The sequence below is a fragment of the Halomonas sp. YLGW01 genome (genome assembly GCF_014840935.1).
Classification (GTDB): domain Bacteria; phylum Pseudomonadota; class Gammaproteobacteria; order Pseudomonadales; family Halomonadaceae; genus Onishia.
Map to the genome: position 1 here is coordinate 1,515,347 of NZ_CP062005.1, position 15,051 is coordinate 1,530,397.

13 protein-coding genes are annotated in these 15,051 nt (G+C 54.6%); 12 read left to right on the plus strand and 1 reads right to left on the minus strand.

The window, feature by feature from the left end; all coding sequences use genetic code 11:
* Positions 1–64 precede the first annotated feature (64 nt).
* Positions 65–1,027: a MurR/RpiR family transcriptional regulator gene (locus IEJ03_RS07035; RefSeq protein WP_192036933.1), complete on the minus strand. Its 963-nt coding sequence runs from the start codon at positions 1,025–1,027 to the stop codon at positions 65–67.
* Positions 1,028–1,566: 539 nt separating this feature from the next.
* On the opposite strand from IEJ03_RS07035, the gene IEJ03_RS07040 reads away from it, so the two are divergent.
* The 12 genes from IEJ03_RS07040 (at position 1,567) to IEJ03_RS07095 (ending at position 15,030) form a co-directional block, all read left to right on the plus strand.
* Positions 1,567–1,770 carry a cold-shock protein gene (locus tag IEJ03_RS07040; protein WP_092523673.1) on the plus strand — a complete coding sequence of 68 codons (204 nt, stop codon included), beginning with the start codon at positions 1,567–1,569 and terminating at the stop codon, positions 1,768–1,770.
* Positions 1,771–2,358: 588 nt separating this feature from the next.
* The gene (locus IEJ03_RS07045) at positions 2,359–3,540 is read left to right on the plus strand and encodes a polysaccharide export protein (protein WP_192036934.1); all 1,182 of its coding nucleotides are present in this window, start codon (positions 2,359–2,361) and stop codon (positions 3,538–3,540) included.
* Positions 3,541–3,573: 33 nt separating this feature from the next.
* The gene (locus tag IEJ03_RS07050) at positions 3,574–5,946 is read left to right on the plus strand and encodes a polysaccharide biosynthesis tyrosine autokinase (protein WP_242458109.1); all 2,373 of its coding nucleotides are present in this window, start codon (positions 3,574–3,576) and stop codon (positions 5,944–5,946) included.
* A gap of 111 nt (positions 5,947–6,057) precedes the next feature.
* On the plus strand, positions 6,058–7,098 hold the full coding sequence (locus IEJ03_RS07055; protein WP_277950347.1) for an NAD-dependent 4,6-dehydratase LegB: 1,041 nt from the start codon (positions 6,058–6,060) through the stop codon (positions 7,096–7,098).
* 101 nt (positions 7,099–7,199) lie between these two features.
* The gene (locus IEJ03_RS07060; RefSeq protein WP_192036936.1) at positions 7,200–7,826 is read left to right on the plus strand and encodes a NeuD/PglB/VioB family sugar acetyltransferase; all 627 of its coding nucleotides are present in this window, start codon (positions 7,200–7,202) and stop codon (positions 7,824–7,826) included.
* The gene (gene neuB / locus IEJ03_RS07065) at positions 7,823–8,842 is read left to right on the plus strand and encodes an N-acetylneuraminate synthase (RefSeq protein WP_192036937.1); all 1,020 of its coding nucleotides are present in this window, start codon (positions 7,823–7,825) and stop codon (positions 8,840–8,842) included. Before IEJ03_RS07060 ends, neuB begins: the two co-directional genes overlap by 4 nt.
* On the plus strand, positions 8,839–10,035 hold the full coding sequence (gene neuC / locus IEJ03_RS07070) for a UDP-N-acetylglucosamine 2-epimerase (protein WP_192036938.1): 1,197 nt from the start codon (positions 8,839–8,841) through the stop codon (positions 10,033–10,035). Before neuB ends, neuC begins: the two co-directional genes overlap by 4 nt.
* A gap of 14 nt (positions 10,036–10,049) precedes the next feature.
* Positions 10,050–11,108: a nucleotidyltransferase family protein gene (locus IEJ03_RS07075; protein WP_192036939.1), complete on the plus strand. Its 1,059-nt coding sequence runs from the start codon at positions 10,050–10,052 to the stop codon at positions 11,106–11,108.
* Positions 11,109–11,157: 49 nt separating this feature from the next.
* Positions 11,158–11,874, plus strand: a complete 717-nt coding sequence (locus tag IEJ03_RS07080; RefSeq protein WP_192036940.1) for an acylneuraminate cytidylyltransferase family protein — start codon at positions 11,158–11,160, stop codon at positions 11,872–11,874.
* Complete coding sequence (locus IEJ03_RS07085; protein ID WP_192036941.1) at positions 11,855–12,652, plus strand: SDR family oxidoreductase; 798 nt, start codon at positions 11,855–11,857, stop codon at positions 12,650–12,652. The genes IEJ03_RS07080 and IEJ03_RS07085 overlap by 20 nt, the downstream gene beginning before the upstream one ends.
* Before the next feature lie 47 nt (positions 12,653–12,699).
* Positions 12,700–13,887, plus strand: a complete 1,188-nt coding sequence (locus IEJ03_RS07090; protein ID WP_192036942.1) for a polysaccharide pyruvyl transferase family protein — start codon at positions 12,700–12,702, stop codon at positions 13,885–13,887.
* Between the two features lie 150 nt (positions 13,888–14,037).
* Positions 14,038–15,030 (plus strand): IS30 family transposase, encoded by a 993-nt coding sequence (locus IEJ03_RS07095; RefSeq protein WP_192036943.1) that lies wholly within the window; start codon positions 14,038–14,040, stop codon positions 15,028–15,030.
* The last annotated feature ends 21 nt before the right edge of the window (positions 15,031–15,051 follow it).

Sequence of the window (15,051 nt, forward strand, 5' to 3'; positions counted from 1 at the left end):
CTGAGGCGTAGCTCTTGTCTGTGGTGTCTGGTGGTTGTGGCGTGACATGAGGTGCTGGTTTTCGTTACTCGACGCCGCGGCGGGCAATCAGCGCCTCACGACGGCGGATTCTCTTGATGGCGTCCTGGCCCAGTCGGGTCGACAGGCGAGACAGCAGCATCTCGACCAGCAAGAACAGCGAGCCCATCGGGTTGAAGAAGAAGGGGCCTGACGCCGGTGCTACCAGCGTTCGATTGCTCAACCCCGGAACTTCGCCCCGGGGATGATTGGTCAGGCCGATAATCGGCGTGCCCTGATCGGCGGCGGCGCGAGCATAGGCGAGGGTGGCGCGGCTTTCGGGTCGAAAGGCAATGGCGATCACGCAATCGCGCTCATCGAGATCCAGCACCCGCTCGACATCGACCCCGGCCGTGGAGGCAATCAGCTCAACGCCATCCCGCAGGTAATCTAGGTAGTAGGCCAGGTAATGAGCGGCGGCGAAGCTGGCACGCAGCCCCACGACATGGATTCGGCGTGCCGCCAGCAACTGGCTGCAGGCGGCCTCGAGCGCCTCGGGATCGAGGCCCTTCAGGCAGGCATCGATATTGTCCCGCTCGGCCAGATAGAGAGGATCATCGGAGGCAGTGACGCTTTCTGAGGCGGGCGTCGGCTCGATATCACCGATCAGGCGCTGAGCGCGGCTCGAGTAGAAGCTGCTGTCGGCGAGATCCTCGCGGAAGAGCCCCTGGAATGACTTGTAGCCCTCGAAATGCAGTGCCTTGCACAGTCGCGTCAGGGTCGAGGCATTTACGCCATGGTCGTCGGCCAGGGCCGAAATACTGTTCAGACCGACCTGGTGGGGTTGTGCCAGGAAACTTTCCAGAAGCGTCATAGCCCGGGCCGATAGCTTAGGTATCGGCATGCCCCGGAAGCGTCGGTCGCCGCGGCGCGCGGCCTCGACCAGCCTTGCCAGCGTCGACAGATCGCTGGGTGGCAGAGGAGAGGCGGGTTGATCGTCGTTCGGTGACTCGACAGGTAGAGGAGGCATCGGGACTCTCGAGGTTGGGAGGTTCTGCAATTTATGGTGGCATAAATTTGCCATAAAGCAAAAAAAATTGCGTTAAAGGCGGGTGAGTATGGCCTTAGCGTCTCCATGATGCAGGGGGCATGCATGGGCTTATGCTCGTTACAGCGCCAATTGCCGGTCCGTCCATGGACACCGTGGATGGGGTTCTGGAAGTGGGAGGGGCTTGAAAAGCCCCTCATGTCGCGCTCCGAGACGAGATGCTATCCCCTCGTTCTAGATAGCTATCGTGGGAGGGGGCGCGGGAGGTAACGCCACCGGACGGGCGTTGCCAGCTCGTTGGGACTGAACCTGAATGCCAAGAGGGCAGGCAAGAAACGCGAGGGTTGACCGTCGCCTGCAAAAACGTCATGGTGTGCGCAGTTGGTTAGCAAGTAGTAGAACGTCAGTTGTAAGCGATCCCTTCGATCGTCCTGGTGTATTTCTTTCTTGTTTACCCACTGCTTCATCGGGTAACACCCGGCAATTGAATCAATGCGCTATATGCGTAAGGATCGTAAAAAATGGCAACTGGTACAGTTAAGTGGTTTAACGACGCAAAAGGTTTTGGCTTCATCGCTCCGTCTGACGGCGGTGATGACGTCTTTGCTCACTTCTCCGAGATCAAGATGGAAGGGTTCAAGTCCCTTCAAGATGGTCAGGAAGTGACCTTCGAAGTGACTCAGGGCCAGAAGGGCCTGCAGGCTTCGAACATCCAGCCGGCGTAACGTCGCTGGCCCTGGCACCGCCAGGCATAAGAGGCTTCTAGCCTTATCCGACAAGGCCCGCGCAACGCGGGCCTTGTTGTGTCCAGTCGGTGTAGTTGAAGAAGCTGAGACGTCTTTACATTGACGGCAGATCGAACTGCTGGCTCGCTCTATCGTCACCTCTTACGCCATGCCCAATGATGCTCATCTGGCGTTCAATCCATTCTGGCTTTACTACAGGGGATATTAGCCCCTGCCCCTCTCCCAAGATTGCTTTTAACGCATTGATAAAAAGATATTTTTATCTGATGTTGTCATCGGGCGCCCATGCGGTACTCCTTTCTGCGCGCGCATGCCGATTAGATTTCTCATCCTCATCTGATTAGGAAAATGATGGTGTGAAATCTAAGTATTTTTGTAACCTTATGAAATCAATCTTCATATATTGTAACCAAGCGTTATGGGCGAAGGTGGCCGTCCGACAGGGAGCAGACAGTCTGTTTTGCTGGCTGAGGCGGTACAAAAAGATAAGAATTTATAGCGTTTGGCCAATGCTGAAATATGATTTCAGTGGCGGTAGCGTGGTTATATTTCGCAAGGGAGTACGTGATGGAATTGATCTTCCGTGATGAGGAAGTTCAGGAAAAGGTAATTCGAGTAAGGAAAGTTGGCAAGTCTTACCTTTCCATCAGTCTTTCTCTGTTACTGTTAGTAGTTATTCTGGTTTCCCAAGGCTGTGCTTTTGCGCCAGGTGGGCATATTAGATATGAGACAGAGTCTCCTCCTATAGATGACTTGGTCGATATCCAGGCTATTACGCCTGAACTCGTCGCGGCTTACCGAAAAGAAATCAATGGCGATATTGCTAGCTTGATCCCCCCTGCGATTCAGCAAGAGCTTGACGATTATCAATATCTTGTCGGTTCAGGGGATATCCTGAGTATCATTGTCTATGATCATCCGGAGCTTACTATTCCGGCCGGTGCCGAGCGTAGCGCGGCAGAAACAGGTAATGCCGTGCATCCGGATGGGACGATTTTCTATCCCTATATCGGTAGTGTGAAGGTTGAAGGGAAATCCTTGGATGAGATTCGGCGTCTAATTACCATAAGGCTATCCAACTACATCAATGATCCGCAAGTTGAAGTGAATATTGCTGTCTACCGTTCCAAGAAGGTCTATGTGAGTGGTGCAGTCACTACGCCAGGAACTTTGCCGATTACCAGCGTGCCCTTGACGGTTCTGGACGCGATGAGTCAAGTCGGTGGCGCCACCGAGAATGCCAACTGGCACAGTGTGATACTCAATCGAAAGGGCGGTAAGCAGGAAATCTCCCTGTATGCCTTGTTGCGGCAGGGCGACCAGACACAGAACCTGTTATTGAAGGATGGAGATGTTCTCCATGTATCGACTCTTGAGAATCAGAATGTCGCCGTGCTCGGTCAGGTACGCACTCCGGGCAATTTGGCCCTCGGGAATGAGCGGATCACATTGACAACGGCTCTGGCAAGAGCTGGCGGTGTCATTGAAACAACTGCAAAACCCTCAGGAATATTCGTGATACGAGTCCAGCCTCCTGAGAGTGATAAGCTGGCTACCGTCTATCAGTTAGACATCAGTAATGCCGCTGCGCTGACCATGGGAACTCACTTCCCGCTACAGCCAAAAGATGTAGTTTATGTTACGGCCGCGCCACTGTCGCGCTGGAACAATGTTATTAGTCTATTGTTGCCCACGGCTGTGCTTCCAATCACAATATCTAATGCCAACAGCGGACTCGAAGGCCTGTAGTCGTCAGATAGGTAGCCTGTTTGGGTATTGTTAGTGATCGGGTTGTTATTTACTGCTTCGCGTTGGTTTATAAAAACGTTTTTATACCGTCGACAGGTTTCCTTTGCAGGTATCTTTAAGCGAGGGTTAACCATGCCAAAAGGCACCGTCATGACTCAGATGCAACAGATTCCTAATGTGCCTAATGAAAGTGCAGATATAGATATTTCCCGCTTGTTAGGAATTGTTATAGATAACAAGTGGTTGATATTTTCTGTTGCATTCTTGTTTTTTATAGGAGGGGGTTTTTATGTGTTCATGTCGACTCCAGTGTATAGGGGGGATGCACTGGTTCAGATAGAAAAGCGTTCTTCCGTTAATCCTCTTGGGGATCTCAAAGCGGTCATGGGAGAAGAGGATCAGAGTTCATCTGTAGAAGTTGAAATACTGCGCTCCAGGATGGTGTTAGGGAGAGTTGTTGATCAAATGAATCTTGATTCCATCGTCGTACCGCATACAATTCCTCTTGTCGGAGAGTATATCCAGAGGAAGAATTTCTCACGCCCTAGTATTGCTTCCATACCAATTCTAGGCACTTTTTTAGACCAGTATAGTGAATATCTGCCAGTTTTTAGGGAAATGGATGCCTACGTATGGGGGGGGGAGAGCGTTAACGTTGGCCTTTTCTCTGTTGGAGATGCGCTACGTGGTCGATCTCTGACATTGAAATCCTTGGGGCACAATGGCTATCAAATTTTGCTTGGTGATGAACTGCTGGGAAAGGGCGTATCTGGAGAGAAAGCTAGCTTTATGGATGGTGCTATAGAGTTGCGAGTGTCAGAGATAATGGCACCAGAGGGAGCTGAATTTACACTGATCAAGGCACCGCGTTCGTCTGCAATACAGTCTCTGGCTTCGAGGCTGTCCGTTTCTGAAACAGGAAGTGGTTTTGTTGGCAATGCTGGAATGCTCCGCTTGACATTGACGGGTACGGATCGTGAAGAAATCCGTCGCTTGCTGGACGCCATCAGTGAAAATTTCTTGATGCAGAATGTTGAGCGTCAGTCGGCACAAGTAGATCAGAGTCTTGCATTTATTGACGAACAGGCGCCGGAGCTCCGTGCTCAGTTATCCAATGCCGAGGACAAGTTAAATGCATATCGTGTCAAGATGGATAGCGTAGACCTTGACTCGGAGTCTCAGTCTGTCATTGCTCAATTGATTGATATAGAGAAGAAATTGAGTGAGGTGGAGTTTCAAGAAGCAGAGCTGGTGCAGCGTTTCACTCGAAATCATCCTGCTTATCAAGCCTTGATTCGTCAAAAAAACTTCCTGAGGAATGAGCGAGACCGTCTTGATGCGCGTGTTGAGAAAATGCCCGCCGCTCAGCAGGAGGTTGTCAGGCTGACTAGGGATGTGGAAGTCACGCAAGCGATATATGTAAACCTGCTAAATCGTTCTCAGGAGTTGCATTTGGCAAAAGCCGGGACAATCGGCAACGTTCGCATCATTGATTCAGCTCAGGTCAGCGCAAGCCCGATCACACCGAAAAAATTCTTAATCATAATGTCCGCAACTTTGCTAGGCGCGGCCTTGTCCATCGGTGTGGTGTTGCTGCGTGCTTTTATCAACAGGGGGGTTGAGATTCCCGAGCAGTTAGAAAGTATCGGGCTTCCGGTTTATGCTACCGTGCCCTTATCGGATGATCAGCTGAAGCTGGTGAGAAAAAGCAAAAGCCATTCACGTAATGGAAATGTGATCAAGGGCGTTCTTTCAGTGGAATGCCCAACGGACATTGCGATAGAAGCACTCAGAGGACTGCGAACAAGTTTGCACTTTGCCATGATGGAGTCAAAAAATAACTGCATCATGGTATGCGGACCAAGCCCTGAGGTTGGCAAGAGTTTTGTGGCGATAAATCTGGCGGCTGTTTGTGCTCAAGCAGGTAATAGGGTCTTGCTTATCGACGCCGATATGCGTAAGGGGAATATTCATAAGGCATTCGGCGAAGATTCAGGAACAGGTCTCTCAGATTTTCTGTCAGGGAAGATGGAATGGAAGAAAGTAACTCGCTGTAGCGGTGTTGAAGGGCTATCTTATGTCTCTAGGGGTATGGTGCCGCCCAACCCTTCTGAGCTTTTGATGCAGGGTAGGTTCGGAGATTTATTGGAAGATGCTGGCCAGGAGTACGATCTAATTATTATTGATACTCCACCAGTGCTGGCCGTTACAGATAGCGTGATAGTGGGGAAAAAGACCGGGACGGCCCTCATGGTTGCGCGTTATAGGCATAACCCACCAAAGGAGATAAATCTGGCTTTACGGCGATTCGAGACCTCTGGCGTGGAAGTTCGAGGGTTTATCCTTAATGCTCTGGAGGGAAAGGCTAGAGTTAATTACGGATATTATAATTACGTCTATAAGTAATAATATTTTATCTTGGATGGAAGATCTTTTCGGCTCGATATGATAGTGCCTTGCGTGATCATGGTGGAAAGTTTGAGTGTGGTGTGACCTGTTGTATATAAGGGGCATGCCGTGAATTCCTGGAAGATAGTGATAATTAAAATGAATCTAAAAGGGAAGAAAGTTCTCGTTACAGGTGCAGATGGCTTTATCGGCTCTCATCTTGTAGAAGCATTGGTTAGCCAGGGATGTTCCGTTCGAGCCTTCGTGATGTATAACTCCTTCAACTCCTGGGGGTGGCTTGATCATTGTTATCCGGGTGTTCGCAATGATCTGGACATATTTGCTGGAGATATACGGGATCCAAATGGTGTTCGCCAGGCCATGAAAGGGTGTGATGTTGTCTTTCATCTTGCCGCCCTCATTGCAATTCCCTATTCCTACCACTCACCTGATACCTACATTGACACCAATATCAAGGGCACGCTGAACGTTGTGCAGGCAGCCCGGGATTTGAACGTGGCGAAGGTCGTGCATACGTCTACCAGCGAAGTGTATGGAACGGCACGTTACGTGCCCATTAACGAAGAGCATCCTCTGCAAGGGCAGTCACCCTATTCCGCGTCCAAGATCGGGGCCGATCAACTTGCTCTGTCTTTCCAACGTTCGTTTTCTACTCCGGTGGCGCTGATTCGACCGTTCAATACCTACGGGCCACGCCAATCGGCTCGAGCCGTGATTCCCACCATTATCACTCAAGTTGCGTCCGGAGCACGTCGGCTGAGCCTCGGCGCCTTGCACCCCACCCGAGATTTCAGCTTTGTCTCCGACACCGTCGCCGGCTTTATGCGCGTTGCTGAGTGCGATGCCGCCGTGGGAGAAGTGATCAACGTCGGCAGTGGTTTTGAGATCAGCATCGGAGACACCGCCGGCCTGATTGCCGAACTGATGGGCTGTGAGATCGACATCGGCCTCGATGAGCAGCGGCTGCGCCCTCGTGATAGCGAGGTCGAGAGGCTCTGGGCAAGCACCGAGAAGGCCGCTCGGCTACTAGGGCACCGACCCGACCATGAAGGGCTCGATGGATTGCGTCGTGGACTAGAGAAGACCATTGCCTGGTTCGCCGAGAGTGAGAACCTGAGCCATTACAAGACGCACCTCTATAACATCTAGGCTCTGACTGAAAACTGCCGGCGCTCGCCGTCTTTTCGGACAAGGCCAAGCACCGATATCAAGCGCACCGCTGTTGAGCCGTTGAGTAGCCAGGAGACCCAGTGAGCGAATTCTGCGTAGTAGGAGGTGGCGGCCATGCCCGGGTGTTGATTCATGGGCTTCTGAAGCTGGGTCATCAAGTTCATGGCTATACGGCGTTGCATGATGAGGGAAATCTAATGGGCGCTCGCTATCTTGGATCCGACATGGCATTTCATGAGCATGAGGCTCATCGACCTGTCTCTGCGGTACTTGGGATGGGAAAGGTATCGGTAGCAGGGCCTCGGCTCGCACGCTTCGAGCAATACCGGGCCCGGGGTTTCCGCTTTCCGGCCATTTATACGGTCGGGGCTATTGTGCATGACGATGTTCGTGCCGGAGCCGGGACCGTCATTCTGGATGGCGCCGTGGTAGTAACCGGCAGTCGTCTGGGGCAAGCCTGTATCGTCAATACCCGTGCCACGGTCGACCACGACTGCGAACTGGGTAATGACGTTCATGTCGCACCGGGCGCCACTCTCAGCGGCGGCGTTGTGATTGGTGATCATTGCATGATCGGAACGGGCGCCAACATCATTCACTCCGTTCGGGTATGTGCGGGTTGTTTGATAGGTGCCGGTGCCACCGTGACCCGCGACATAGTCATGCCGGGGACTTATGTCGGCGTTCCGGCCAGGAGAATCTCATGAGCACCTTGCCTTCCACCTTCGTGATCGCCGAGGCGGGTGTGAATCACAATGGCTCCTTGGACATGGCCATCGAACTTATCAATGCCGCCAAGCGGTGTGGGGCCGATGCCGTCAAGTTCCAGACCTTCAAGGCTGATCGACTGGTGACCCGCAATGCCAGTAAGGCTGCCTATCAGCATCAGGCCGTGCCGGGCTCGAACTCCCAGTATGCGATGTTGAAGGCCCTAGAGTTGACGGATGATGCCTTCCGGCATCTTCATTACCACTGCTTGGACATTGGCATCGAGTTCCTGTCCAGTCCCTTCGACGTCAGTAGCGCCACCTTTCTGGACGCACTCGGCATGCGTCTGTTCAAGGTTCCCTCTGGAGAGATCACGAACCTGCCTCTCCTGAAGTGCATCGGAGGCTTCGGCAAGCCGGTCATCCTGTCGACCGGCATGTGTTATTTGGCGGAGGTCGAGGTTGCCCTGAGCCTGTTGAAAGAGGCCGGGGCGGGGGACATCACGGTACTGCACTGTGTTACCGAATATCCGGCTCCCTATGCTGAGATTAACCTGCTGGCGATGAACACTCTCGCGAGTGCCTTTGGTGTCAGCGTGGGCTACTCCGATCATACGGCGGGTATTGAAATTCCCATCGCTGCCGTGGCCATGGGCGCCCGTGTGATCGAAAAGCACTTCACTCTGGATACCACCTTGTCAGGCCCCGATCATGCAGCTTCCCTGGCAATCGAGGACTTTCGCCAGATGGTTCAGGCCATTCGCCATGTCGAGAGCGCCCGTGGCGATGGTCGCAAGTGTCCCGCCCCCTGCGAGCGTCCCAATCTCAATGTGGTCCGCAAGAGCATCGCGACACAGCGCCCGGTTGCCGAGGGAGAAGTCATCACCCTAGATCATCTGGCATTGAAGCGGCCGGGGAGTGGGCTTGCTCCCAGCCAGCTCGAGGTGGTCGTGGGGTGCCGCGCGTCTCGCGCCATCGCTGCCGACGAACTCCTCGACTGGAGGGATCTGGTGTGAGCAGTCGACGTATATGGGTTCTATCGACCACTCGCGCTGATTACGGCCTGCTCTTTTGGCTGTTACGTGAGATCGACGAGGATCCCGAGCTGGAGCTGATGCTGGCGGTCAGCGGGACGCACCTGTCTATCGAATTTGGTGAGACTGTTTGCGAGATCGAGCGAGATGGATTCCGTATTCATCGCCGTCTTGAGGTACTGCTGTCCTCTGATAGCCGCACGGCGATGATCAAGGCGATGGGACTGGCCATGTTGTCATGTGCCGAGGCGCTGGCGGAGGATCGTCCCGATTTGCTGGTGTTATTGGGAGACCGGTTCGAGATCGTGCCGGTGGCACTCGCTGCGGTGGCGCACGGTATTCCCTTGGTGCACCTGCACGGAGGAGAAACCAGTCGTGGTGCCCTGGATGAGTACTTCCGTCACGCTGTCACCAAACTTGCCAATATCCACTTTCCGGCGACCGAGGTTTATCGGCGGCGCATCATTCAGATGGGGGAGGATCCGGCATGGGTGTTCAATCACGGCGCGCCGGGCCTGGACCATCTTCACCGTAGCGAGCCGATTGGCCGCGATGCCTTGGCAGAGGCCCTCGGCATATCGCTGGACCGGCCGACGGCCATCGCCACCTTTCATCCTGCCACCAGCGATATGACGACCGGCTGCAGGTCACAGGTAGCTAACCTGCTGGAGGCACTCGAGGCGTGTGACGATCTCCAGGTGGTTTTCTCCAAGGCTAATGCCGATACCCAGGGGCGGGATATCAATCTGGAGTTGACTCGCTGGTGTGTAGACCATCCCGGTCGCAGTCGCCTTTTCGACAACCTGGGGCCGCTGGTTTACCAGGGGTGCCTTCGCCATCTCGATCTGATGGTAGGTAATTCCTCTAGTGGCCTGGTTGAAGCGCCGTCTTTTGGGCTCCCTGTGGTGAACATCGGATCTCGTCAGGAAGGTCGCTTAGCCGCTGGCAATGTCATTTCAGTGGACAATCAGGTCGACGAGATTCGCCGGGGCATTGCCCTCGCCCTGAGCCCTGAATTTCGAGCGCAACTCATCCATCTGCAAAATCCCTACGATCGCTACGGCGATGGTTGGACCTCGCGACGGATAAAGGAAACCTTGAAGGTCGTTCCTCTGGACACGGGGTTGACCAAAAAAGGATTTATCGATGCCGCTATGGCAGCTGGGAACGAATGAAGGGAGGTTATCCGATGTTCGACTCACTCTTGATTGACGAGCAGCGCAAGGTCCTTGAAGCGTTACACCAACTGGAAGAGACCCGGCGTAAGATTCTCTATGTCACCAATGAGAAAGGCCAGTTGCGTGGGACACTGACGGATGGCGATGTGAGGCGCTGGATTCTGGGCGGTGGAGACCTGGAAGGGCAGGTCGGCGCTGTATGCAACCGCATCCCCTATTCTGCGCGTGAAGGCTATCGAATCGCTGATATCGAAAGTGCCATGTCGATGCACAAGATCACATCGGTGCCGGTGCTGGATGACGATAATTGCATCATCGATGTTGTATTCTGGGAAGACCTCTTCCAAAAGGGAGGTAGCATCAAGAAGCAGGAGCCTCTTGCGTTACCGGTAGTCGTCATGGCCGGTGGGAAGGGCTCTAGGCTTGCTCCCTTCACCAGCGTATTGCCCAAGCCGCTAATACCGGTTGGAGAAAAGACCGCTATCGAGATGATCATCGATTCATTCGTCCAGTGTGGTGTCGATGATTTCTATCTGTCGGTCAATTACAAGTCGAAGTTGATCCAGGCCTATTTCGAGGAACTCGAACCGTCCTATCGGATTAGCTATATCCATGAGGAAAAACCACTAGGCACGGGCGGGGGCTTGCATGCGTTGATAGGTCGCTTTAATGGCGACCTGATCGTGACCAATTGCGATGTCATTATCAAGGCTGATTACCATGCCCTGATGGCGCATCACAGCCTGGAAAATAACGACATCACCATGGTCGTGTCACTACGCCATTACGATATTCCTTATGGCATCTGTGAGATTGTCGATAATGGCCAGCTCTGTGAGATGCGGGAAAAACCTCATTACAATTTCCTGGTTAACACCGGGCTTTATGTTCTCAAGGCCTCGGTGCTTGATTTGATTCCCGAGAATGAGTTCTACCACCTCACCGATCTGATCCAGGACGTCAGGGATCGCGGCGGGCGTGTCGGCGTCTACCCGATCAGCGACAAGGCTTGGTTGGATACCGGTGAATGGCAACAGTACTGCGAAACCATGGCGCAGCTACGCGCTTGATCCCTCTCCGTGACAGCCACGGCATGCCCTTTGTTTGAAGGTGAACGCAATGATTGATAGCCAACGCGTCGTGGCCATGATCCCGGCTCGCGGCGGCAGCAAGACGATCCCTGGTAAGAACCTACGTGACCTCAATGGCAAGCCATTGATTGCCTGGACCATTGAGTTGGCCTTGAGCCTCGAGGAAGTGGATCGGGTCATTGTGTCCACCGACAGCGAAGAAATTGCCGCCGTTGCACGCCAGTATGGCGCTGAGGTCGTTTCTCGCCCTCCCGAGCTGGCAACCGATACCGCCTTGGTCCTGGATGCTGTGCGTGATCTCGCGCATCGCCTTCATCAAGAAGGTGAAGACGCGGCCTATGCACTCCTATTGGAGCCGACGGCACCCCTGCGCCGCGGTATCGATATGCAGTCCTGCCTGCAACGCTTGCATCAAGATGGCTTGGACTCGGTGGCAACGTTCAAGCCCGCCGACCTGAACCCGCACCGGGCTTGGCGTATCCATGATGGGATGCCGGAAACCTTCGTAGAGGGCAGCGTGCCCTGGTTACCGCGGCAGCAATTGCCGGAGGCCTTTCAGCTCAGTGGTGAGGTTTATGCCTTCCGCCTCGACACGCTCGCAAAAGCGACACGAGGCATGCTGTTCGGGCGGACCGGGGCTGTGATTGTCGATGGAAAGACATCATTGGATATCGATAACGAACAGGATTTTCTTATCGCAGAATTCATCACCAGGGAGAGCCAGGATGAACAGATCTCTGCATGACTTACTCAATCTCGAGGGACGCACGGCGCTAATCAGTGGTGGTGCCGGTCATCTGGGGCTCGCCATGGGCGAGGCGCTTGCCGAGCTAGGGGCCAATGTAGTGATTGCCAGCCGTGATGCCGAACGGTGCAAGGCGATCGCGGCAGGGTGGTGTGATCGTTGGCCAGCTGCGCAGCACCGGGGAATCGCTCTCGACGTTACCGACCGGGAGTCGGTAGCGCGCTGCGTGGAGTATTTGCAAGACACTTGCGGCGGTCTGAATATCCTGGTCAACAATGCCTGGTCGGGCCGCAAGAACAGCTGGCAGAGCATCGATGAAGATGACTGGTACAACGACGTGGACATCAGTCTGAATTCAGTATTCAGGATGGTGAAACAGTGCCACCCTCTGCTAAAAGCCAGTGCTGGCAGCATCATCAACATCTCGTCCATGTATGGTCATGTGGCGCCCGACTACCGCCTTTACGAAGGCACTGACCATGCCAACCCGCCCAGCTATGGCGCGGCCAAGGCCGGTGTCCTGCAATTCACTCGCTACCTGGCCAGTTTCCTATCGCCTGATGCCATTCGTGTCAACGCCATCAGCCCGGGCGCGTTCCCGCATGCCGTAACCCAGGAAAACCAGGCCTTCATGGAGCGCTTGAAGAGCAAGGCCCCCGCCGGCCGACTAGGTGAGCCAGAGGATCTGAAGGGCGTCGTAGCGCTGCTGGCAAGTGATGCCGGTGCTTACATGACGGGACAGAACCTGTGTGTCGACGGTGGCTGGGCGATCTGGTGAATCTGAGCATCGAGGATGAGCCACTAGCCGGGAAGGTGGGAGACGCAATGAAAGTATGTCTGGTCAACGATACCTCCGATGACCCGAATTGGGGCGCTAGAGCGACCTCTTTGGCGCTTCGCGAGCTGATTCATGAAGGCGGCGGGCAGGTCGAATCGACGCTGTATCAGTACCGTATTGGCATTGCGCAGACAGAGGATATTGCGTCAGTTCTAGACGCGGAGGTTCTATCAGGGCAGGTGGAAGATGTCGCGCCGAGACGTTGGCAAGAGTTTGAGTCTAGAGCCCGCGAGGTCATGGATGGCGTCATCTTTCCGGAAATATATACCGCTCTGGCCAGCAGTGACGTCGTGCTAATCAGCGGCGAAGGCTGCATCTATGACTGTACCCGTCAGAGTCGCATGATCTACTTCATCGCCTATCTGGCAAAGCGCTTTTTCGGCAAGCCAACGGCGATAGTCAATCACAGTATCGTGATGAACGACCCGGTATTGAGGGAAATCGCCGACCATGTCTATTTGTTGTTGGATGACATCGTGTTTCGCGAGCCAGACTCGGCGCTGGCATGTTCCAGCGGGCTGGGCCGCGTAGCCTCTGATGCCGCTTATCTGTACCAACCAGAAGGGGAAGAATGGTGGTCTCGCCTGGGATCGTCGCAGGATGAGGTTGAAGGCGGGATCTTGCGCGGTGGAGCCTTCGATCCGCAGGCGCCTTATGCCTGCATCGGTGGAGGCTCGGTGTATTTTCGCGGACTCAAGCCTGGATTCGATGCGGTACCGAGCTTCAGCAAACTATGTCGAGCGCTGCAGGTACGTGTTGGCCAGGTCATTCTTACCGCTTCTTCGGGCAAGGATCTGCGCATCATGGAGCCCGTGGCAGAACGCCTCGAGCTGCCTTTGGCTGGTGTCAATTTGCCTATCCAATCGGCGGTAAATTTGATGGGGAATGCCCAGGTTTATATTGGCGGTCGATGGCATCCCAGCATCTTTGCACATAGCGGCGGTACACCGGTCATCGCCCTGAATCGGCATACTGTCAAAATGGATGCCTTCCTCAAGCAAGCGGACATGCAGCAGAGCGCCTTCGATCCATTCGCGATCGAGGATCAGTTTGATGATCTGATGGCAGAGGTCAAAGCACATCTGAAGGCGGGAGTGGGGCTCAGAAGCCGCTTGCGCAGCGGTGCGCTTAGGCTTGCCGGTATGGCGCGTGAGAACGTGCGTCTCCTGACCTAATCCCGTTCGTCTATTGAATCTGGTGATATTCAACTCCTGCCCTTAATTCCTGAATTCATAGAGTAATCGCAGCACTTTGGACCACGAGGTAGAGGCGGGAGGGGCAGCGCCGGTACCCTTCTCGGCTCACCTACCAAAGTGAAGCAGAGCATGGGATACCGACAGCTGACCCAGATCCAACGATACCAGATCTATGCCCGTCATGACGTGGGCATGAGCCGACGTCAGATCGCCAGAGAGCTTGGCATTCACAACAGCACGGTCAGCCGGGAGCTGCGCCGAAACACCACCGACAGCGGTTACGATCCTGAGCAGGCGCAGTCCTGCAGTGATCATCGGCGACGCACTGCCTGGAAGAGGACAAAGCGCTTGCCCAGCCTGATTGCCGCTGTCGTCGACCGGCTGCGAGAGGAATGGAGCCCAGAGCAGATCAGCGGTTTCATGGCGCCCTTGTCTGGCGTCGGCGTCAGTCACCAGTGGATCTATTCCTTAATCTGGGATGACAAGGCCCGCGGTGGCGATCTCTGGCAGCACCTCCGCCAGCCCAAGCGGCGCAGCAAGCACCGGGCTCAAGCCAAGAGCGCAGGACTTGGTAAGATTCCCAACCGCGTGGGCATCGAGCATCGCGCGGCTGAGATCGATGAAAGGCGCTTCATTGGCCACTGGGAGGGTGACACCGTGGTCCAGGTGCACAAGCAGTCGGGCCTAGTCACGCTAGTCGAGCGACGTAGCGGCTATCTGCTGGCGGCACGGTTGCCCAAGCTTTCGGCGGAGCTGACGCAAAAGGCCATGATTCGGCTGCTAAAACCTCGCCGCGGTGCTGTCCAGACCATCACCCTGGACAACGGCTCGGAATTCGCTGATCACGAGACCGTGGCCCAGGCGGTAACGGCAGCGACGTACTTCTGCGATCCCTACTGCTCCGGGCAGCGTGGGACCAATGAGAACACCAATGGCCTGATACGACAGTACTTCCCCAAGGGAACGGACTTTCGACAGGTCACCGATGCCAAGCTGCGCAAGGTGGTCGAGAAGCTGAATGACCGACCCCGAAAGCGTCTCGGCTATCGCACACCGGCACAGGTGTTCCTGGGGGAATATTCAGGAGCCCTGGATACCGCAGGTGCTGCGCTTGTTGCTTGAATTCAGGATTTAGAGGCGTAC

Excerpts from the sequence above, each read along its gene's own strand:
- IEJ03_RS07035 (WP_192036933.1), bottom strand. The coding sequence starts at position 1,027 with ATGCCTCCTCTACCTGTCGAGTCACCGAACGACGATCAACCCGCCTCT.
- IEJ03_RS07040 (WP_092523673.1), top strand. The coding sequence starts at position 1,567 with ATGGCAACTGGTACAGTTAAGTGGTTTAACGACGCAAAAGGTTTTGGC.
- IEJ03_RS07045 (WP_192036934.1), top strand. The coding sequence starts at position 2,359 with ATGGAATTGATCTTCCGTGATGAGGAAGTTCAGGAAAAGGTAATTCGA.
- neuB (WP_192036937.1), top strand. The coding sequence starts at position 7,823 with ATGAGCACCTTGCCTTCCACCTTCGTGATCGCCGAGGCGGGTGTGAAT.
- IEJ03_RS07075 (WP_192036939.1), top strand. The coding sequence starts at position 10,050 with ATGTTCGACTCACTCTTGATTGACGAGCAGCGCAAGGTCCTTGAAGCG.
- IEJ03_RS07080 (WP_192036940.1), top strand. The coding sequence starts at position 11,158 with ATGATTGATAGCCAACGCGTCGTGGCCATGATCCCGGCTCGCGGCGGC.
- IEJ03_RS07085 (WP_192036941.1), top strand. The coding sequence starts at position 11,855 with ATGAACAGATCTCTGCATGACTTACTCAATCTCGAGGGACGCACGGCG.
- IEJ03_RS07090 (WP_192036942.1), top strand. The coding sequence starts at position 12,700 with ATGAAAGTATGTCTGGTCAACGATACCTCCGATGACCCGAATTGGGGC.
- IEJ03_RS07095 (WP_192036943.1), top strand. The coding sequence starts at position 14,038 with ATGGGATACCGACAGCTGACCCAGATCCAACGATACCAGATCTATGCC.